Origin of the sequence: Sphingorhabdus lacus (assembly GCF_009768975.1) — a bacterium.
GTDB lineage: Bacteria > Pseudomonadota > Alphaproteobacteria > Sphingomonadales > Sphingomonadaceae > Sphingorhabdus_B > Sphingorhabdus_B lacus.
The window spans coordinates 2117486-2135849 of record NZ_CP035733.1; the positions used below are offsets into that span (position 1 = coordinate 2117486).

Consider the following 18364-nt stretch of genomic DNA (forward strand, 5'->3'; position numbering starts at 1 on the left):
CAGGAAAGGAGTGCATCGGATGCCACTTTCACAAGAGCAGTTTGCCAAGTTAGCTAAAGATTTACCGGGCATGGGCAGCGATCCCCATTCTGTACGCGCGCGCGTTGAGGCGATGGAGAAAGTGCTCGAAAGGTCCTTTCATATTCCCGGAACCAAAATCCCCTTTGGTTTGGACACCGTCGTCGGGCTGGTGCCAGTGCTTGGCGATGTCGTTACTGCGGCGATGGGGGCCTATATTGTTTGGGAAGCCCGCAATCTGGGAATGTCGAAGTGGCAGCTTATAAGGATGGCAGCCAATGTCGGCGTTGATACTGCGATTGGTGCGGTGCCGCTGGTCGGCGATGTTTTCGACTTTGTTTGGCGATCCAATAGCAAGAACCTTCGGATCATCAAAAAGCATCTCGACAAACATCACCCCGGAACGCGGATTATCGAGGGTTAGCCAGATTGCTGACCTTGCGAGTTAGCAAAGCATCTTTTTGCTTCGATTCTCCACTTGAACCGCGCCACACCTTTATCGTCGCATTGTTCGGTGCACCTTGTGTGAATCGCGGGCATTTGCGGGGCTTAAAGTTTTTTCCCAGACAAATCCTCACCTCCTCTAACCAACCTTTATCGTTGGTTTTGACCTTAACCGCGTAGGTGGGCAGCCCCTCATTTAACTCGGCAAACGCTTCAGCGATGTTTGCAGCGGTCAACGCTGTTCCCCGCTCAGACTGACGCGAAAGCCGGACCATGTCGGGAAACTGGATTGCGTGAAACAAAAGCCTGGCAGCTCCAAAATAAGCTTCAGGCGTTTTGGCCATGCACGTTCCGTGCTTTGCCCATTCATGTTGCTGCAACTGGGGGGTCGGGGTCATGCACATGTTGCGCTTTATCATATCGCGCGAGAGCACGCCCACAGACCTGCAATATTGAGGATAATTCGGTCCGTTTGTTTCTGGCCAAAGGCCGTGCAATACAAATCCAAATTCACCAATGTCACCCGAACATTGGTAGCGCATGGCCGGATCACGCTCCCGCGCCCTGCATTGTTCGCGGCTCCAGCTTAACGCCAGTGTATAACCTTGGACGGGCGTGCGGCGCGCCTGCCCGGGTTTTGGCAGTTCCAAAGCTGGTCGTGGCGCATATTTGGGCGCCCGGCATTGCCAAGCCTGCGCATGCGCTGGCGCAATCGATAGCCATACACATAGCGAAAGCAGGAAAAGACGAAGCCTCATCCTTTAAGCCTGCGCAAAATCCAGTCCAATATCCGCGGCAGGCGCACTTTGCGTCAGGCGCCCAACGGAAATATAGGTCACGCCAGTCTCCGCCTTGGCACGAATTGTTTCGAGCGTGACACCACCAGACGCTTCCGTCGGAACACGGCCGGCGACCAGAGCAACTGCAGCCTTCAGTTCATCGACATCCATGTTGTCGAGCAACAAATGGTTTGCTCCGGCGGCCAGGCCAGGTTCGATCTGGGTAATTCGATCAACTTCAAGAATGATACGCGCGACACCCGCGTCCTTGGCACGCCGCACCGCTTCCTCCACGCTTCCAGCAACCGCGACATGATTATCCTTAATCATTGCGGCATCCCAAAGCCCCATTCGGTGGTTGGTGGCGCCGCCCATACGCGTGGCATATTTTTCCAATATGCGAAGCCCCGGTATCGTCTTGCGGGTATCAAGCAGGGTGCAGCCTGTGCCTTCAATCGCATCCACATATTTGCGTGTCATCGTGGCGATGCCTGAAAGATGTTGAACCGTGTTTAGCGCGGATCGCTCTGCTGTCAGCATCGCGCGTGCACGTCCTTTTAGCCACATCAAGTCCGTCCCGGCCGCTACCTGCTGACCCTCAGACGCCAAAACGTCGATTTTCATGCCGGAATCCAGATGCTTGAAAAAAGCGGCTGCGATGGGCAGCCCCGCGACCACAATTGGATCCCGGCTGTCCATGACGCCAGCAAAATGGACGTCGGACGGAATAACACTCTCTGAGGTAATGTCGCGTCCGGTTGGGCCGAGATCCTCGGAAAGGGTCGCCGCGACAAAGGACCGCAGATGAAAATCTTTCAACGTGAACTTCATGACAAAGCCAATCTAGTAGCTGAAGGAAGAGAGAGGATCGGGTTTGCTCTCGAGGAAGTTACCTATGCCCGTCCCAAATCGCCTTTTCCGACCGTACCGCTTGCCATCTCCAGCATCCGGTCAAGACTGCGCTTGGCTGCAAGCCGTACCTCCTCATCCAACTCTATCTGGGGCTGGAGGTCGCGCAGCGCGAAGTAAAGTTTTTCCATCGTATTCAATGCCATGTAGGGGCAAATATTGCACGCGCAATTGCCGTCGGCACCGGGGGCTCCGATAAACTTCTTCGAAGGCTCAGCCTTTTCCATCTGGTGAATAATGTGCGGTTCGGTCGCGACAATTAGCGTGTCACCCGTCAAAGATTTTGCGAACTGCAAGATGCCGCTTGTGGAGCCAACATAATCGGCATGATCGATAATGTGCGGCGGACATTCAGGATGCGCGGCCACTGGTACCCCGGGATATTGCGTCTTCAGTTTCAACAGCTCGGTTTCACTAAATGCCTCATGTACAATGCACACGCCGGGCCACAGAAGCATCTCGCGGTTGAACTTCCGGGATAGATAGCCCCCCAAATGGCGGTCGGGTCCAAATATGATTTTCTGCTCCGGCGGTATCTGCGAAAGGATTGTTTCGGCACTGCTGCTTGTCACGATGATATCGGACAATGCCTTCACTTCGGCCGAACAGTTAATATATGTAAGCGCAATATGATCAGGGTGCGCTTCCCGGAAAGCCTTGAATCTACCGGGCGGGCAGGCATCTTCCAAGGAACACCCGGCGGCCATATCGGGTAAGATAACAGTCTTTTGCGGGCTTAGTATTTTTGCCGTTTCGGCCATGAATTTTACGCCGCAAAAGGCAATGACATCGGCATCGGTTTCGGCGGCGCGTTTGCTGAGTTCCAAGCTATCCCCGACGAAATCGGCGAGATCCTGAATTTCCGGCTTCTGATAATAATGCGCCAGAATGACGGCGTTGCGTTCCTTTTTAAGTCGATTGATTTCGCTTAAAAGATCAACGCCTTGCAGGCTTTCACGGGTTGGAGCGTTCATTTTGGAATTCCACTATTGTCAGTATTCATCAGCGCATTAGCGCATTGGTTATGGCTTGTCTTCGCCTGCGACCTGTTTTTATTTCACAATCTCGCTCAGCGGTGTTGATTCATCCCAACGGGTTGTGACATTACCGCCAAGTTCATCTGCGAAATAGACTTGAACTTTAGCATCCAGACCGGCCGCCCGCAGTGGAGCCTGAAAATTATTGGTAATCGCCCTTTTGAATGCGTCTCGCGCGAGACGCATGGGAACCGGACCATTGGCTTGACGGGTGAGTTCAGCCACTCCTTTGTCACGGTTTGCTTCGTCTAACACATCGTCAACATTGGTGAACGCGCGCAATATACCATTCTCTCCATATTCCTGAATCGAGTTCAAATCGATCTGCGGCGGAGCCGTCTCGATAGCAGGAATCTTTACCAGCAATATACCCGTGGACGCATCCCAGCGGACATCGTCGTTGGTCAATTTGCTCAGATCGACCTCATACCTGACAAGGCCTTGCATGATCAGTGTCTTCTTCGCCGACAGGCCGAAGCGTTGTTGTTCGCTCGTGACTACAGCCGCATAATTGGCAGCGAAAGCTGACAGGCGATTTTGTTCGCGAATTCCGGTTAAGCTGGCGGTCGCAATTGTTTCGGGTGAAGGGCCGGCCCGCCACGACCGCAAGCCGTCGATAGCCCACCAAATTCCCAGCAGAAACAAGAGCGGAATCAACAACGCACCGATCCGCATCGACCAATTAGATAAGGAAAACCGGTTCATGACCGTTACATAAGCACGAATGGCATTTTCACCAATGCCATCTCGATCAGCTTGGCATCGGTGGCGGCGGACCGAACTCCCATGGTTGGACCGTTGCACCGGGATATCCATCGGTGACGGCAACGTACAGATAATCACCGATGGGTGAATTTGCGATCAGGTGCGAAAGCGGGACGATCAGTGCAATCGCAATTACGCCACGCCACCAAGCCGGATGCACGCGTCCATCGTTCCTAAGATCGCGGATCATGCCGATGACCGGAAACAGCAATGAAACCGCCAAAACAATATCGAAAGCATAACGACCCATTAGGGGCATGGGTAAGATTCGACCAAGGCCAGGACCGATGATTGCGATTGTTGCACATATGTGGAGCCGCTTATGCCAGTCCGAACTATGACGAAGTCGGATTGCAGCAGTGGTCAATAGCGCAAAGCATAACACCGTCAGCGGATTGGCGATCAGAAAATATTGCGGGAGAAAGAAGAATGGTGTTTTTCCGAGGCGTGCCACATCAATCGTAATGGCAAACCCCATGATAACGAGCAAAACGGCCCAGCCCGCGGCAATCCAGCCCAACCGCCGATGCAACGCCAAAGATCCACCGGTGGCAAGGCGCACTTGCGTCACGAACAGTACAACCCATCCCATGAAAGCTATGCCATGCACATGGACGAGAGGACGCGCAGCGAAGGTGGATCGCCCCATTGCGAAGTGCAAGGCAAAACCGGCGACGATTGTGATCGCCATAACCGTTGCCATGCGCATGAAAAAGCGGTCATCTGATGCAGCAGCCGGAGCTGCGGGCGCAAGTGTGGCCATATATCCCTCCCGATATAGTGCGCTGACCCAGCGGAGGGACTAACACCCGCTGCCTCAAAGCTCAAGCTGTTGCTGCACCGCCGATTCTTTGCCACCTGTTCCCCGAGACCGTTGCTTGCCCGCGATTTTGCAGGTCAACCAGATGCGCCAGTACAGAACGCCCCGCCGCGCCCGTGAGCCGAAGATCGAGTCCCTTGTACATTGCGGCTACCATATCGGGAATGTGGCCCTCACCGCTTTCGAGCAAATTCAGTATCTGGCGCTCCCTCTGGCGCCGGTGCCCGATCATACCACGCACCAGTTGACGGGGATTTTCGACCGCTGGACCATGGGCAGGATAATAAACCCGGTCTTCTCGGTCATAGAGCTTTTGCAAGCTTGCCATATAATCGCTCATGTCGCCGTCGGGGGGACTGACCACGCTCGTCGACCATTTCATGACATGATCGCCCGTAAAAAGGGCCCCACTTTCAACCAGCGCGTAGCAAATATGGTTCGATGTGTGTCCGGGCGTAGCCACGGCTTCCAACGTCCAGCCGTCGCCGGCAATCTGTTCACCGTCCGACAAAATCCGGTCGGGCGCATAATCTGGATCGAAGGCACTATCTGCGCGAGGGCCGTCATCTTTCAGGACCAAGGGCGCGCATCCAATGATGGGCGCGCCGGTTGCCAGCTTTAGCGGCGCCGCTGCTGGAGAGTGGTCGCGATGCGTATGCGTGCACAGGATCGCGGCGACCCGCCTTCCGTCGACCGCGCGCAATATCGCGTCGACATGCCCTTCGCCGTTAATATCCGCAGGATCACCAATGCTTTGTCCGCTTCCGCATGGCCCGGGATCAATAATGGCGACATCTTCACCTGCCCCCACCAACCATGTTTGCGTGCCGGTGTAAGTGTAAGGCGAAGGATTGGGGGCGAGAACGCGGCGGACCAGTGGTTCGTGCTGTTCGGTTTCGCCTGCGCGAATGCTGTCGGGCCAACTCATGAAACCGATATGGCGCATCGGGGTAAAAAGAAAAAGGGGGCGGTTCAAGAAAACCGCCCCGGCCGAACAAAATGAAAAGGGGAGCTTATGTTCGGTTCAGTTCACCCTGTTAATCGGCCTTGTCCGCTTGGCTTTCCAGTTTGCGGATCTGTTGCTCGAGTTTTTCGACGACTTCCTTGCGGATTTTTTCCGGGATATCTTTGTCCTTGTCGATATCGCCGCGCGCTTCGCGCAGGCCCTTGATGGCTTCGACGCGGGCTATTTTGGCTTGTCCCTTGCCGCACATGACGAGGCGGATGCGTGAGCTATTCTGCCCGTCAAAGCCGCTGACATCGGTGGTTACCGGCTGCCCTTCCTGGCAGTTCTTGGTGATTTCCTTGATATCAATCTCGGGAATATAGGATGCGATATTCATGTTGGTCATGACGCGAATGGCTTCGCGGCGGCCTACTTCGGCAGCGGCGCGGGCACCATCGGCTGCGGCAGCAGCACTATCGGCTTCAGCTTGGGCAATGTCGGCCTGAGCACGCGCACCGTCGGCTTCGGCAAGCGCCTTGTCCGCTTCAAGCCGTGACTTCTCCGCATTCTCGATCCATTGCTCGACTTCCTGTTCGGTCAGCTTCTTGTCGGTGCGGAAGATGAACGTCTTTCCATCCCGTTCGACCTTGGTGACTTCACCGTCCCCGTCATGGCCGACAACATTTATGGTTTCGCCATCCTTTTTGATCTTGATGATCTGGACGTTCCGCTTGACCGGTTCAGCTTTTCCATTTTCCGCTGCCGCCTCGTCCTGGGCTACTACCGCCGGAACAATCGTTGCGGTCAAGGGCAGTATGACGGCCGCTGCGGTCAAAATTCCCAGTTTGCCGAGTAGCCGGCGCTGGGTGCTGGCGTCTTTCATTGTAAGCCTCCTCAGTCTTTCTATTATGGTTTTTGGCGAATTGAGCGCCGTTGCGAATGTCGGCACGCCGTCAAAGGCGGTGCGTGCCAGCGCCTGTCCGTAGATAGCGCGAACTTCTGCGCCTTTTCCGGCGAGAACGCGGGCGTCGCAGGCGGCTTCCTGATCGAAACGGAATGCGTTCCAGCTCATCCAGGCAACCGGGTTGAACCATTGCAGGCACAGGATGATGAATGCGACCAGATTGGCGAAGAGATCGCCTGATTTATGGTGCGCCATTTCGTGGGCCAGTGCGAGTTCGCGTTCGGCGGGGGTGTAGGTTTTTGTGAAGTCCAGCGGTACGGCGATGTAGCGTTTGAACAGGCCGAAGGCGAGTGGTCCGGCGACGAGGTCGGATGCCACCACCTTGACGCCCTCAATCTGCGCGATTTCCTCGGCTTCTGCGAGGAGGTCGTCGCGCATTGAGGCGTAGCGGATCATCTGGACGATGAAGAACAGCACCGCACCGCCCAGCCAGAATGTAATGCCCAGCGCCATGAAATCAACGGTTGCAACCGCGCTGCTTGCCGAGTTTGTTAACTCGGCTGAAGCATCCGACGGTATTTGGGTCAGGACCGAATGGCGGACGGCATCGCTGATGGATTGGCCGTTTTCCGCCAAAGGCACAGGCTCGCCCTCTAGGCTGGGCATCAGCAGGCGGGCGGCGGGGACGAGCCAGAGGGCGTAGGCGACGCCGGGGCCGAACAGCTTGGCGACCGGTTTGCGGACACATAAAATTGCGGCCATCAGCAATGTTGTTACCAACAAGCTGTCGACCAGCCATGTTTGACTGAATTCAACGCTCATGACTTCATCTCCCTCAGCAATCTCTCAATCTCGGAAATGTCCGCATCGCTCAGCTTTTCCTGCTCGGCGAGATGCGCGACCAGCGGCATGAACTTGCCGCCGAACAGCCGGTCGACCAGCCGCTTGGATTCATGGGAGACATAATCCTCACGCTCGACCAGCGGCGAATAGAGGAAACGGCGGCCATCGGCGCGATGTTCGACCGCCGCCTTGGCCAGCAGGCGCGACAGCAGCGTCTTGACCGTCGGCAGGGACCAGTCGCGATCCGCCGGAATCCGCTCCGCCACTTCGGTCGCGGTCAGCGGCGCCTGTTCCCACAGGATTTCCAATACCGTCAGCTCTGCGTCACTAATACGTTCAAGGGTCATTACATATTCTCCGACTACAGACGTAATCGATTCGATTACAGATGTAAACGTCGTTTGTCCGCGCCCGTCGGTTTTTTGTCGAACTTCTTTACAGCAGCCAACATGGTTAATGCCGCGGTAACCAGCTAACCCCTTGTTTTTAATAGGCAGCGTAAAACTGGCACGGGGAGTGCATTACTATTTGCGTTCAACACCCCACAAACAAGGACGGGTGGTTTGCTACTGGTCTCGCACCACCCGTCCTGGTTTACCCCCCAAAAAAATGCATAAAAAAAGGGCCGGAACCCATATGGATTCCAGCCCCCTTTGGTGCGACCCTATTTCAGGTCATTGTTAGATGCGGAACCGCAGCGAAGCGCCCATATAACGGTCGGCGTCGCGCGGAATATGCAGACGCTGTCCGGCGCTGGTGTTCAGCAGGACATAGCTTTCGTCGGTGATATTCTTCATGATGAAGGTAATCCGCCAGTTGTCGTCGGCATCCGAATAGCCCACGCTCGCATTCCACAGGCCATAGGCATCGATCGGGCCGCTCTGGCCGAGATCGGAGAACTGGCTGCTGACATGGTTGTAGCTGGTCCGGACATAAACCTTGGCTTCGGCGCCAAAGATGTTGAACGGCGTTTCATAAGCCGCACCGATGTTCCAGCTCCATTCAGGCGCCAACGGCAGTTTCGTGCCGTTACGGGCGTCCGGTGCGTTGGTCAGCGGGTTGGGGTTGAAACGGCGGACCTTGGCATCGGCGTAAGCCACGCTGCCGAACAGGTCGAGACCTTCAACCGGATTGGCAAGCGCGTCCAGTTCGAAACCGGTGCTGCGAACCGTACCCGCATTGGTCAGGTTGGTCACAACAGCGCCATTCAGCAACACGAAGTTATTCGCCTGGAACCCGTCATAGGTCACCTGGAACGCCGAAGCGTTCAGCTGGATACGATTGTCGGCGAAACGGCTCTTGATACCCAGTTCGAACGAATCCGACGTTTCTTCATCAATCGGAACCGAGTTGGTCGGCGCTGTATGGTTGAAGAAGACGTTGAACGCCGGGCCCTTATAGCCGCGGGTGTAGCTGCCGTAGAGCATCACATCGTCGGACGGCTTCACGGTGAGGACGGCCTTGCCCGAGAAGTTGCTGTTGGACGACGATCCGGTCGACAGCACAGTGCCGTTACCGCCACTGGCGACCGTTCCACCTGCAGGTGCACCCGAAACGCCGGGGCCGGTTGCGGGCAGACCCGTGGTGCGGTTGACACCCGGGAAGCGACGATGGGCATAATCGATCGAGTCATGCGTCCAGCGAAGACCAACCGTCAGACCGATCCAGTCGGTGAAGTCATAGGTTGCCTGACCGAACAGGGCGTAGTTTTCGATATTCACAAGGCTGTTCGACGTTGCGGTCGGGAACAGCGTGTTGACCGTGTCGGTCAGGTTGCATGGACGTGCGCCGGACACCGGATCAATCGGCAGGGTCGATGTCGTGCAGGAAACAACCTGACGGGTGAAGTCCTGCGTGTTTTCCGACTTCCAGTAGAAACCACCAACCTGATATTTGAACGCCTTGCTCTGGTCCGAGGCCAAGCGCAGCTCGAGGCTCTGCTGATCGGTTTCGACGAAGCCACGGTCATGCAGTTCAGGAGTTCCGACAATCGCGCGCGGCAGGAAGTCGCCTTCACGCAATTCGGTGTTGTTCCAGTTACGATAGCCGTAGATCGCGCTCAGCACATGGTCGCTGAAAACGTCAAAATCAGCATTGACGGTCAGACCCCATTGGCGATCGAGCGACTGGGTGACGAGATTGTGGCTTACGAACCGCTGGTTTTCGCCCTGCGCTACGCCGAGCGGCAGGTTCAGTTCAGCGTTGAGCTGCGCGCCACGCGATACGCCGGTGACTTCACCGCAGCAATCGTCATCGGCTTCATAATAGTCAGCGATGATCTTGATCCGTGCAGGACCATTGTCGAAATCGAGCAGGCCGCGGAAACCGAGATGCTCATAACCATTGATCTTGCTGTCCTTGGTCTGGAACGGAGCGACATTGGTGATGTTGCCTTTATACTTCCCAAAGAAGGCATTGGCGCGGAATGTCAGATTTTCGGCCAGCGGGCCCGAAATGGTGCCGCGTGTGCGGACTTCGTCGCCTTCATAATATTCAGCGGTGAATTCACCTTCAAGCGTGTCTGTGCCGCCCTTTGAAACAACGTTGATCAAACCGGCCGACGCGTTCTTGCCGAACAGCGTGCCCTGGGGTCCACGCAGGATTTCGAGACGCTCGATTTCGACCAGATCGGCAAAGGCCTGACCGGAACGGCTGAGAACGACGCCGTCAACAACGGTCGAGACACTGGGTTCAGCAGCGATCGAGAAGGAAATGGTACCAACGCCGCGCAGAACGACGGCGGAGTTTGCATTGGTTGTGCCCTTGCGGAAGGTAACCGAAGGAACCAGCTGGCCCAGATTTTCAAGGCTGGTGGTACCGGCGGCGGTCAGCGCATCACCCGACACAGCGGTAATGGCGATCGGCACGTCCTGCACATTTTCTTCGACCTTCTGTGCGGTCACGACGATTTCTTCGACCTGCGCCATCGCAGGCGCACTGAAACCGAGCGCAGCAGCACAGCCGCCCAGCAATGTGGCACGGATCAGATTACGGTTATGGAACTTGGAACTTTGCATAAGGCACCTCCCTTAAATTCGGCCACCCAATTCTCAACTATTTTGCTTGAGTTAATGCAAGCAAGAGAAGTTTTAGCGGGTTATACCGTTCGTAATTCGGCCCTCTAACCAGATTGACTTAATATGTCTAGCGGTGTCATATAGGCGGACACATTATCGCAACGACTGTGGCAAGGATGCCATAGTCCTTCTAAACCGGAGAGAGGGAGAGCGCAGTGCCATCGCAGATCATCATGCACGCCGATGGCTTTGACCTTTTTGCCGGAGAAATCTGCGTCCTGTCGCACCGCACCCATGCCCCTGCCTTTGCCATCGGCATCGGCAAACCGGACATGGAAATGGTGCGCGGCAATTTCCGGATCGGCGACGATCTGCACCTGCGACTGCCACTTGATTGCTTCGCCAATGACAAAGGTGCGATTCGCCTTTGGAGCAGCGACCGGCCCGATTCGATCCTGGGAATCAAGGTCGATGTGGATGCCCGAAAACTGGCGTTGCGAATCCGCTGCACCGACGATGCGATCAACCGGCTGTGGATCGATATGCGCAGCGAAAACGGCGAGGCCTTTTGGGGCGGCGGGGAACAAATGTCCTATCTGCGCCTCAATGGACGGAGCTTTCCCTTCTGGACATCCGAACCGGGTGTCGGCCGCGACAAATCGACCAAGCTGACCCAGACCATGGATGCCGAAGGGCTGGCAGGCGGCGATTATTGGACCACCAATTATCCGCAGCCAACCTGGCTGAGCTCCCACAATTATGCCGTCCACCTTGATACCGCCGCCTATTCGGTCCTCGACCTGACAGACGGGAGTCGCGCCGGAATTGAATGCTGGAAAGCCGATCTAAATCTGGAGCTGTTCACGGCATCCGGACGGACCGAACTAGTCCGCCAGATGTCCGACCGCTTCGGCCGTCAACCCCCCTTGCCCGACTGGGCCATTTCGGGTGCGATTGTCGGCCTGAAAGACGGGCAGGATACATTTTCGCGTTTTGAAAAAATCGCCGCCTCGGGCGCGGCACTGACCGGGCTATGGTGCGAAGACTGGATCGGCATCCGCCAAACCAGCTTTGGCAAGCGCCTGTTCTGGGACTGGCAATGGAATGCAACGCGCTACCCCGACCTTCCCGACCGGATCGCCGCACTGGCGGAACGGGGCGTGCGCTTTCTGGGCTATGTGAACCCGTATCTCGCCGTCGATGGACCGCTTTTCGCCGAAGCGGCCGCGCTTGGCTATCTGGCTTTGCGGCAGGACAGTGACGAACCCTATGCCGTCGATTTTGGCGAATTTGACGCAGGCGTGGTCGATTTCACCAATCCCGACGCAGCGGCCTGGTTTTCTGAACGGATCATCGGGCAGGAAATGCTTGATTTCGGCCTGTCGGGCTGGATGGCGGATTTCGGCGAATATCTGCCCACCGATGTGCGGTTGTTCGACGGATCCGACCCTATGGAGGCGCATAACCGCTGGCCGGTTCTGTGGGCCAAGGTGAATGCCGATGCCATCGCGTCGCGTGGCAAGACGGGCGAAGCGACCTTTTTCATGCGCGCGGGTTATTCGGGTGTGCAAGCCTATTGCCCTTTGCTGTGGGCCGGTGACCAATGCGTCGATTTTTCACGCCATGACGGGATCAACACCGTCCTGACCGGCGCCCTGTCCTCAGGTCTGCTTGGCAATGCCTATCATCATAGCGATCTGGGCGGATACACCAGCCTGCACGGCGTAGTGCGCACGGCCGACCTGATGCACCGCTGGATCGATATGGCCGCCTTTGCCCCTGTCATGCGCAGCCATGAAGGCAACCGGCCCGCCGACAATCTGCAGCTGGACAGCAACCCGGAATTCCTCACCCATTTTGCGCGGATGAGCCAGGTGCACGCGCGCCTTGCCCCCTATGTCCGCGCACTATCGGACGAGGCGGTAGCCACCGGCTTACCGCTTCAGCGTCCGCTCTTTCTGCATTATGATGATCCCGCCTATTATGATGTGCAGGACCAATATCTATACGGTGCGGACATGCTCGTGGCACCCGTGGTCGAAGCCGACCAGACGGGACGCGATGTCATCCTGCCCGAAGGAAAATGGGTGCATCTGTGGTCGGGAGTGGAATATACCCAAGGCACGCATGCGATCGCCGCGCCTAATGGCCAGCCGCCTGTATTCACTCGCAAAGACAGTAAGTTTGCGCCATTATTCGCCTCCCTGACGGAGGAGTTTGGCGCATGAGTCCCAACAGCAATATTCGCGCGAATATCCGCGATGTAGCAAAGCTCGCCGGGGTTGCGGTCAAGACCGTCAGCCGCGTGCTCAACAACCATCCCTATGTCAGCGCCACCACCAAGGCGAAGGTCGATGCAGCGATGGCCGAACTCGGCTTTTCGCCCAGCATTGCCGCGCGCATTTTGGCGGGGACGAAATCCGGGCAGATCGCGCTGATCTACGACAATCACTCACCTTATTATATGCACCAGATCATGCAGGGATGCTGGGACCGTTGCCATAGCGAAGGGATGCGCCTGATTGCGCAGCCTGTCGATGTGGCGGACCCCGATGTCGGCGAACAGGTGCGCGGCATGGTGCGCCAGACGCATGTTGACGGCGCAATCCTGTCGTCGCCTGTCACCGACTGCGCGCCCGTGCTTTCCGCGCTGGAGGCGCTCAACATTCCCTTCGTCCGCATTTCGCCCGGCACCAACCATGCGCTGACATCTTCAGTGTTCATGGACGACACGCAGGCCGCCGACGACATGACTACCCACCTGATCAATATCGGCCACCGCCGGATCGGCTTCATCATCGGCCACCCCAATCATATGGCGAGCGCCGAACGGCGCGCAGGTTATGAGCGGGCATTGAGCCGCGTCGGCATCTCGGTCGACCCTGCGCTCATTGCCGAAGGGCAGTTTGATTTTGAAAGCGGCGTGGCGGCGACGGAGAAATTCCTGTCGCTGAAAAGTCCGCCAACTGCCATTTTCGCCTCGAACGACGACATGGCCTCGGGCGTTTTGGCCGTCGCGCATCGCCGGGGCATTCAGGTACCCGAACAGCTTTCGGTCGGCGGATTCGACGACACCACGCTGGCGCGGGTCGTCTGGCCACCACTGACGACCGTGCGCCAACCGGTGCGCGACCTCGCATCGACCGCAGCCGAGCTGTTGTTCGGCGAAGGCGGGATCGAGCATCGCCGCCTGCCGCACGAACTTGTCATACGCGAATCCACATCACCACCTTCACAGAAGAGCAAGAAAATATGACTTTACCCTCCCCGCCGACCACGCGCCCATTGGGCAAGAGCGGCATTGAAATTTCCTCCATCGCCTGGGGCATGTGGCGCTTTGCCGGACTGGAACTGTCCGCCGCACGCGCCGCCATCGATGCCGCGTTTGAAGCCGGCATCACCCTGTTTGACACCGCCGACATCTATGGTTTTGGCGAGCAGGGCTTTGGCAAGGCGGAAGAGTTATTGGGCCGCGTCTTTGCCGATGCGCCGGAATATCGCGACCGGATGGTACTGGCGACCAAGGGCGGCATCACCCCGCCCACGCCCTATAACAGCAGCGCCGAATATCTGACAAAAGCCATCGACGACAGCCTGCAGCGGCTGGGCACCGACCGTATCGACCTGTGGCAGATCCACCGGCCCGACATCCTGACCCACCCGCAGGAAATCGCGCGCGCGGTTGAAGCAGCGCATAGCGCAGGCAAGATCCGCGCCTTTGGCGTGTCGAACTTCACGCAGGCGCAGATCAGCACGCTGGCGCAATTCAGCGCGGTGCCGATTGTGTCGACGCAGCCCGAACTGTCGCCGCTGCGGATCGATACAATCGAAAATGGCGAACTGGATCAGGCGATTGCCATGGATATGGCTGTCCTGGCCTGGTCGCCCTTGGGTGGCGGGCGGATCGGTGACCCTTCCAATGAACGCGAGCAGAATGTGGCAGGCGCCCTTTCGGGTGTAGCTGCATCGCATGGCGTGTCGCGCACGGCGGCGGCCTATAGCTGGATCATGGCGCATCCGGCGCGTCCCATCCCCATCGTTGGCTCGCAAAATCCGGCGCGTATCGCCGAGGCCGCCGATGCCTTCAAAATCACATGGACCCGCGCGGACTGGTACAGCGTGCTGGTCGCCGCAAGAGGAGTGCCCCTTCCATGAAGCCTGTTGAAGTCAGCTGGTTTTCCGCCCTGTGCGATGACGACTATGAATTTCTGGGGCAACCCGACCCGATGCTGGCGTCGAGTTGGGAGCATTGCCGCAATATCGTTTTGAACGCCGAAAAGGGCGGGTTTGATAATATCCTGCTGCCTTCGGGCTATGCGCTCGGCCTCGACACCACCGCCTTTGCGAGCGCGATTGCGGTGCTGACGACGCGGATCAAGCTGCTGATGGCGGTGCGCGTCGGTGAAAGCTGGCCCCCGCAACTGGCGCGGCAGATCGCGACGCTGGACCAGATTTCGGGCGGGCGGCTGAACGTCAACATCATCTCCTCCGACCTGCCCGGCGACCAGATGGACAGCGAACCCCGCTATCGCCGCACGGTGGAGGCGATGCATATCCTGAAGACGCTGCTGAATGGCGAGCATCTGTCGATCGACGGCGAGCATTACAAGATCGACCTCGACCCGCCGCGGATGAAGACCGTCAGCGGCAAATGCCCGCCCCTCTATTTCGGCGGCCTGTCACCTGCAGCCAAGGAAGCGGCGGCCGAAGGGTGCGATGTCTACCTGATGTGGCCCGAAACGGTGCAGGGCGCGAAGGACCTGATCGACGACATGACCGCGCGCGCCGCGAAGTTCGGGCGTACGCTGAAATATGGCTTCCGCAGCCATGTCATCGTCCGCGAGACCGAAGCCGAAGCCCGCGCCTATGCCGACCGCCTGCTGTCCAAACTGGATGCGGGAACCGGCGAGGCGATACGCAACAAATCGCTCGACGCGCAAACCTTCGGTGTCGCGCGGCAGGCGGAATTGCGCGAGGCGGCGGCGGCCAATGACGGCTATATCGAGGATAATCTATGGACCGGCATCGGCCGTGCCCGCTCCGGCTGCGGCGCGGCCATCGTCGGCGACCCGGACCAGGTGCTCGCCAAGCTGGAAGCCTATAAGGCCGTCGGCATCGAGGCGTTCATCCTGTCAGGCTATCCGCACATCAACGAATGCGACATGTTCGCCCGCTATGTGCTGCCACGGCTGGAGCATGGGCGGCTGGAGATTTAGTCCCCCAGACCCGCCATCCGCTCGGCCTGATCCTCGGCGATCAGCGCGTCGACCATCTCGCCCAGCCCGCCGCCTTCCAATATTTCGGGCAGCTTGTGCAGGGTGAGGTTGATGCGGTGGTCGGTCACCCGGCCTTGCGGGAAATTATAGGTGCGGATGCGTTCGGAGCGGTCGCCGGAACCGACCATCGCCTTGCGCGCCTCGGCCTCGGCACCTTGCGCCTCGTCGCGCTCTTTTTCGTACATGCGGGCGCGCAGCACCTGCATCGCCTTTTCCTTATTCTTGTGCTGGCTGCGCCCATCCTGACAGGTCACCACAATCCCGGTCGGTAGATGCGTAATCCGCACGGCAGAGTCGGTCGTGTTCACATGCTGCCCGCCGGCCCCCGACGCGCGGTATACGTCGATCTTCAGATCGCGGTCCTCGATATGCACATCGACCTCGGTCGGTTCAGGCAGGACCGCCACGGTCGCCGCGCTGGTGTGGATGCGCCCGCCGCTTTCGGTCACCGGCACGCGCTGCACCCGGTGGACGCCGCTTTCGAATTTCAGCTTGGCAAACACGCCATTGCCCTTGATCGAGGCGACAATTTCCTTGAACCCGCCCACATCCGAAACACTCAAAGAAATCGGCTCGACCTTCCACCCCTGCCCCGCGGCATAGCGTTCATACATGCGATAGAGGTCACCGGCGAACAAAGCCGCCTCATCCCCGCCGGTGCCCGCGCGGATTTCGAGCATCGCAGGGCGTTCATCGGCGGCGTCTTTCGGCAGCAGCGAAATGGCCAGCGCGGTTTCAGCCTCGAACAATTGCTGGGTCACATCCTCCAGCTCTTCAACCGCCATGTCGTGCAGTTCGGCATCGGACGAATCCTTGACCATATGCTGCAGCGTCTCGATTTCCTTGCGCAGACGCCGCACCGTTTTGGCGGCGACAGCAACAGGTTCCAGCTCGGCATATTCCTTCGAGGCGGTAACAAATGCATCGCCTTCGAGTTGCCCGGACGCCATCCGCGCCTCAAGCTCGGCAAAGCGCGATTCAATCTGCGCGATCCGTTGCGGGGAGATTTTAGTCATGTATCAATTAAAGCGATACGAAAATTGGGGCGAATTCCATGGTCATCAGCGTCAGCATCATCAGCTTTCAATTTCGATCGGAATACTTGCATGAGCTTCTCTTCTAAATCGATCGAATAGATATCATTACTCAACCTTCTTAAATTTAAAAAGATTGCATTTTCTTTTTGCGCGACCGTTAGAATTATCGGGTAACCTTTAGCTTTTAATTTATCAAAAAGCTTATTTACTGAACCTTTGTAAATAAGTTCAGCATTGATACTTTCTCGTCTTATCGCCGCGACCAATTTTACTGCTGCAGAAGCCGCCTCTTGACCACTCAAAATTACCGCTGGCCCCAATTTATCAAGGACAGGTTGCTCCACCAGCATCGCCAACCGCTCAATCCCGGCCGCCCAGCCGACCGCAGGGGTCGCAGGACCGCCCAGATTCTCGATCAGCCCGTCATAGCGCCCGCCACCGAGTACCGTGCCCTGTGCGCCCAACCGGTCGGTGACGAATTCAAAGGCCGTGTGGCGGTAATAATCAAGGCCACGCACTAACGCCGCATTGCGGGTCCATGCCACACCCGCTGCATCCAGTCCGGCGGTCACCGCTGCAAAGAAGTCGCTGGCTTCGGCGGACAGGAAATCGTCGATCTTCGGGGCCGCGTAGGCGATACCGCGATCATCGGGGTCCTTGCTGTCCAAAATGCGCAAGGGGTTCTTTTCCAACCGGGCAAGGCTGTCTTCGGAAAGAACATCGCGATGGTCGTTGAAATAACTGACCAGCGCCGCGCGCCAGGCATCGCGGCTGGGTGTGTCACCCAGCGTGTTCAGTTGTAAGGTAACGCCGTCATCAATGCCCAATTCCTTGAGCAACTGGTCCGCCATGACAAGCAATTCGACATCGGCGGCAGGTTCCGCCGCGCCGATGATTTCCGCGTCAATCTGGTGAAATTGGCGATAGCGCCCCTTTTGCGGGCGCTCGTAGCGGAACAGCGGGCCATGCACCGACAGCTTCATCGGCGCATATTGCTGCCAGCCATTGGTCAGATAGGCGCGCGCAATGCCTGCGGTAAATTCGGGCCGCAACGTGATGGAATCCCCGCCGCGATCTTCGAAGCTGTACATTTCCTTGGAAACGACATCCGTCGCTTCGCCCAGGCTACGGGAAAAGACAGCGGTCGGCTCGATCACCGGCAATTGCAGGCCCTTGAACCCGTAAAGCCGCCTCACCCGTTCAAAGGTCGCCACGACATGCGCGAAGCGTTCCTCGGTTTCACCGAACATATCCTGGGTGCCACGAACGGGCTGCGGGGTCTGTATCTTTGCCATCGGCAAGCGCCCTAGCGCCAATTGCCGGAGAGGGGAATAGTGCTTTGGTTTCTGCAGAGGTTGGGGATAGTCCTCAAACGCGTCTTCCCCTCTCCCCTTCAGGGGAGAGGATACGGAGCCTTGGCCGACAGGCCTAGGCGGAGTTGGAGAGGGGCTCCGACGGTGAAGGCGATGCGCCACCTTCCCCTCTCCACTCCGTCTAATGGCTAAAGCCATAAGACTGCGCACCTCTCCCCTAAAGGGGAGAGGCCAGTGCCTCGTCTTCTGACGAGCC

16 protein-coding genes are annotated in these 18364 nt (G+C 57.7%); 5 read left to right on the forward strand and 11 right to left on the reverse strand.

What is annotated here, in order from left to right; genetic code table 11:
- The first annotated feature begins 19 nt into the window (after nucleotides 1-19).
- The gene (locus tag EUU25_RS09960) at nucleotides 20-442 is read left to right on the forward strand and encodes a DUF4112 domain-containing protein (RefSeq protein WP_158900596.1); all 423 of its coding nucleotides are present in this window, start codon (nucleotides 20-22) and stop codon (nucleotides 440-442) included.
- Here EUU25_RS09960 and EUU25_RS09965 read toward each other — a convergent pair.
- From EUU25_RS09965 to EUU25_RS10005, 9 genes are all read right to left on the reverse strand, one after another.
- Entirely contained in the window at nucleotides 429-1112 is a 684-nt protein-coding gene (locus EUU25_RS09965; protein ID WP_246162655.1) for a ribonuclease T2 family protein, read from the reverse strand. The genes EUU25_RS09960 and EUU25_RS09965 overlap by 14 nt on opposite strands.
- A gap of 111 nt (nucleotides 1113-1223) precedes the next feature.
- The gene (nadC, locus tag EUU25_RS09970) at nucleotides 1224-2072 is read right to left on the reverse strand and encodes a carboxylating nicotinate-nucleotide diphosphorylase (RefSeq protein WP_158900599.1); all 849 of its coding nucleotides are present in this window, start codon (nucleotides 2070-2072) and stop codon (nucleotides 1224-1226) included.
- Nucleotides 2073-2134: 62 nt separating this feature from the next.
- On the reverse strand, nucleotides 2135-3124 hold the full coding sequence (nadA, locus tag EUU25_RS09975) for a quinolinate synthase NadA (protein WP_158900601.1): 990 nt from the start codon (nucleotides 3122-3124) through the stop codon (nucleotides 2135-2137).
- Nucleotides 3125-3202: 78 nt separating this feature from the next.
- Complete coding sequence (locus EUU25_RS09980; RefSeq protein ID WP_246162657.1) at nucleotides 3203-3991, reverse strand: DUF4230 domain-containing protein; 789 nt, start codon at nucleotides 3989-3991, stop codon at nucleotides 3203-3205.
- On the reverse strand, nucleotides 3939-4715 hold the full coding sequence (locus EUU25_RS09985; RefSeq protein WP_158900603.1) for a hypothetical protein: 777 nt from the start codon (nucleotides 4713-4715) through the stop codon (nucleotides 3939-3941). Before EUU25_RS09985 ends, EUU25_RS09980 begins: the two co-directional genes overlap by 53 nt.
- A 61-nt stretch (nucleotides 4716-4776) precedes the next feature.
- Entirely contained in the window at nucleotides 4777-5700 is a 924-nt protein-coding gene (locus EUU25_RS09990) for an MBL fold metallo-hydrolase (protein WP_158903311.1), read from the reverse strand.
- Nucleotides 5701-5809: 109 nt separating this feature from the next.
- Nucleotides 5810-7444 (reverse strand): M56 family metallopeptidase, encoded by a 1635-nt coding sequence (locus tag EUU25_RS09995; protein ID WP_158900605.1) that lies wholly within the window; start codon nucleotides 7442-7444, stop codon nucleotides 5810-5812.
- Nucleotides 7441-7812 (reverse strand): BlaI/MecI/CopY family transcriptional regulator, encoded by a 372-nt coding sequence (locus tag EUU25_RS10000; RefSeq protein ID WP_158900607.1) that lies wholly within the window; start codon nucleotides 7810-7812, stop codon nucleotides 7441-7443. Before EUU25_RS10000 ends, EUU25_RS09995 begins: the two co-directional genes overlap by 4 nt.
- 333 nt (nucleotides 7813-8145) lie before the next feature.
- A complete protein-coding gene (locus EUU25_RS10005) occupies nucleotides 8146-10482 on the reverse strand; it encodes a TonB-dependent receptor (RefSeq protein WP_158900609.1) in 2337 nt (778 codons plus the stop codon).
- Between the two features lie 215 nt (nucleotides 10483-10697).
- On the opposite strand from EUU25_RS10005, the gene EUU25_RS10010 reads away from it, so the two are divergent.
- The 4 genes from EUU25_RS10010 to EUU25_RS10025 are packed head-to-tail and all read left to right on the forward strand — an operon-like array spanning nucleotide 10698 to nucleotide 15698.
- Nucleotides 10698-12710, forward strand: a complete 2013-nt coding sequence (locus EUU25_RS10010; protein WP_158900611.1) for an alpha-glucosidase — start codon at nucleotides 10698-10700, stop codon at nucleotides 12708-12710.
- Nucleotides 12707-13738 carry a LacI family DNA-binding transcriptional regulator gene (locus EUU25_RS10015; RefSeq protein ID WP_158900613.1) on the forward strand — a complete coding sequence of 344 codons (1032 nt, stop codon included), beginning with the start codon at nucleotides 12707-12709 and terminating at the stop codon, nucleotides 13736-13738. The genes EUU25_RS10010 and EUU25_RS10015 overlap by 4 nt, the downstream gene beginning before the upstream one ends.
- The gene (locus EUU25_RS10020; protein WP_246162659.1) at nucleotides 13735-14637 is read left to right on the forward strand and encodes an aldo/keto reductase; all 903 of its coding nucleotides are present in this window, start codon (nucleotides 13735-13737) and stop codon (nucleotides 14635-14637) included. The genes EUU25_RS10015 and EUU25_RS10020 overlap by 4 nt, the downstream gene beginning before the upstream one ends.
- On the forward strand, nucleotides 14634-15698 hold the full coding sequence (locus EUU25_RS10025) for an LLM class flavin-dependent oxidoreductase (RefSeq protein WP_158900615.1): 1065 nt from the start codon (nucleotides 14634-14636) through the stop codon (nucleotides 15696-15698). Before EUU25_RS10020 ends, EUU25_RS10025 begins: the two co-directional genes overlap by 4 nt.
- Here EUU25_RS10025 and prfA read toward each other — a convergent pair.
- Nucleotides 15695-16774, reverse strand: coding sequence for a peptide chain release factor 1 (gene prfA / locus EUU25_RS10030; RefSeq protein WP_158900617.1), 1080 nt, complete (start codon nucleotides 16772-16774; stop codon nucleotides 15695-15697). The two genes, EUU25_RS10025 and prfA, sit on opposite strands and share 4 nt — an antisense overlap.
- On the reverse strand, nucleotides 16771-18090 hold the full coding sequence (gene hisS / locus EUU25_RS10035; protein ID WP_158900619.1) for a histidine--tRNA ligase: 1320 nt from the start codon (nucleotides 18088-18090) through the stop codon (nucleotides 16771-16773). The genes prfA and hisS overlap by 4 nt, the downstream gene beginning before the upstream one ends.
- Nucleotides 18091-18364 lie beyond the last annotated feature (274 nt).

Bases quoted from the DNA above. Each gene is read 5' to 3' on its own strand.
- EUU25_RS09985 (WP_158900603.1), bottom strand. From the start codon at position 4,715: ATGGCCACACTTGCGCCCGCAGCTCCGGCTGCTGCATCAGATGACCGC.
- hisS (WP_158900619.1), bottom strand. From the start codon at position 18,090: ATGGCAAAGATACAGACCCCGCAGCCCGTTCGTGGCACCCAGGATATG.
- EUU25_RS10020 (WP_246162659.1), top strand. From the start codon at position 13,735: ATGACTTTACCCTCCCCGCCGACCACGCGCCCATTGGGCAAGAGCGGC.
- EUU25_RS10000 (WP_158900607.1), bottom strand. From the start codon at position 7,812: ATGACCCTTGAACGTATTAGTGACGCAGAGCTGACGGTATTGGAAATC.
- nadA (WP_158900601.1), bottom strand. From the start codon at position 3,124: ATGAACGCTCCAACCCGTGAAAGCCTGCAAGGCGTTGATCTTTTAAGC.
- EUU25_RS09995 (WP_158900605.1), bottom strand. From the start codon at position 7,444: ATGAGCGTTGAATTCAGTCAAACATGGCTGGTCGACAGCTTGTTGGTA.
- EUU25_RS10005 (WP_158900609.1), bottom strand. From the start codon at position 10,482: ATGCAAAGTTCCAAGTTCCATAACCGTAATCTGATCCGTGCCACATTG.
- nadC (WP_158900599.1), bottom strand. From the start codon at position 2,072: ATGAAGTTCACGTTGAAAGATTTTCATCTGCGGTCCTTTGTCGCGGCG.
- EUU25_RS10015 (WP_158900613.1), top strand. From the start codon at position 12,707: ATGAGTCCCAACAGCAATATTCGCGCGAATATCCGCGATGTAGCAAAG.
- EUU25_RS09990 (WP_158903311.1), bottom strand. From the start codon at position 5,700: ATGAGTTGGCCCGACAGCATTCGCGCAGGCGAAACCGAACAGCACGAA.
- EUU25_RS10025 (WP_158900615.1), top strand. From the start codon at position 14,634: ATGAAGCCTGTTGAAGTCAGCTGGTTTTCCGCCCTGTGCGATGACGAC.
- prfA (WP_158900617.1), bottom strand. From the start codon at position 16,774: ATGACTAAAATCTCCCCGCAACGGATCGCGCAGATTGAATCGCGCTTT.
- EUU25_RS09960 (WP_158900596.1), top strand. From the start codon at position 20: ATGCCACTTTCACAAGAGCAGTTTGCCAAGTTAGCTAAAGATTTACCG.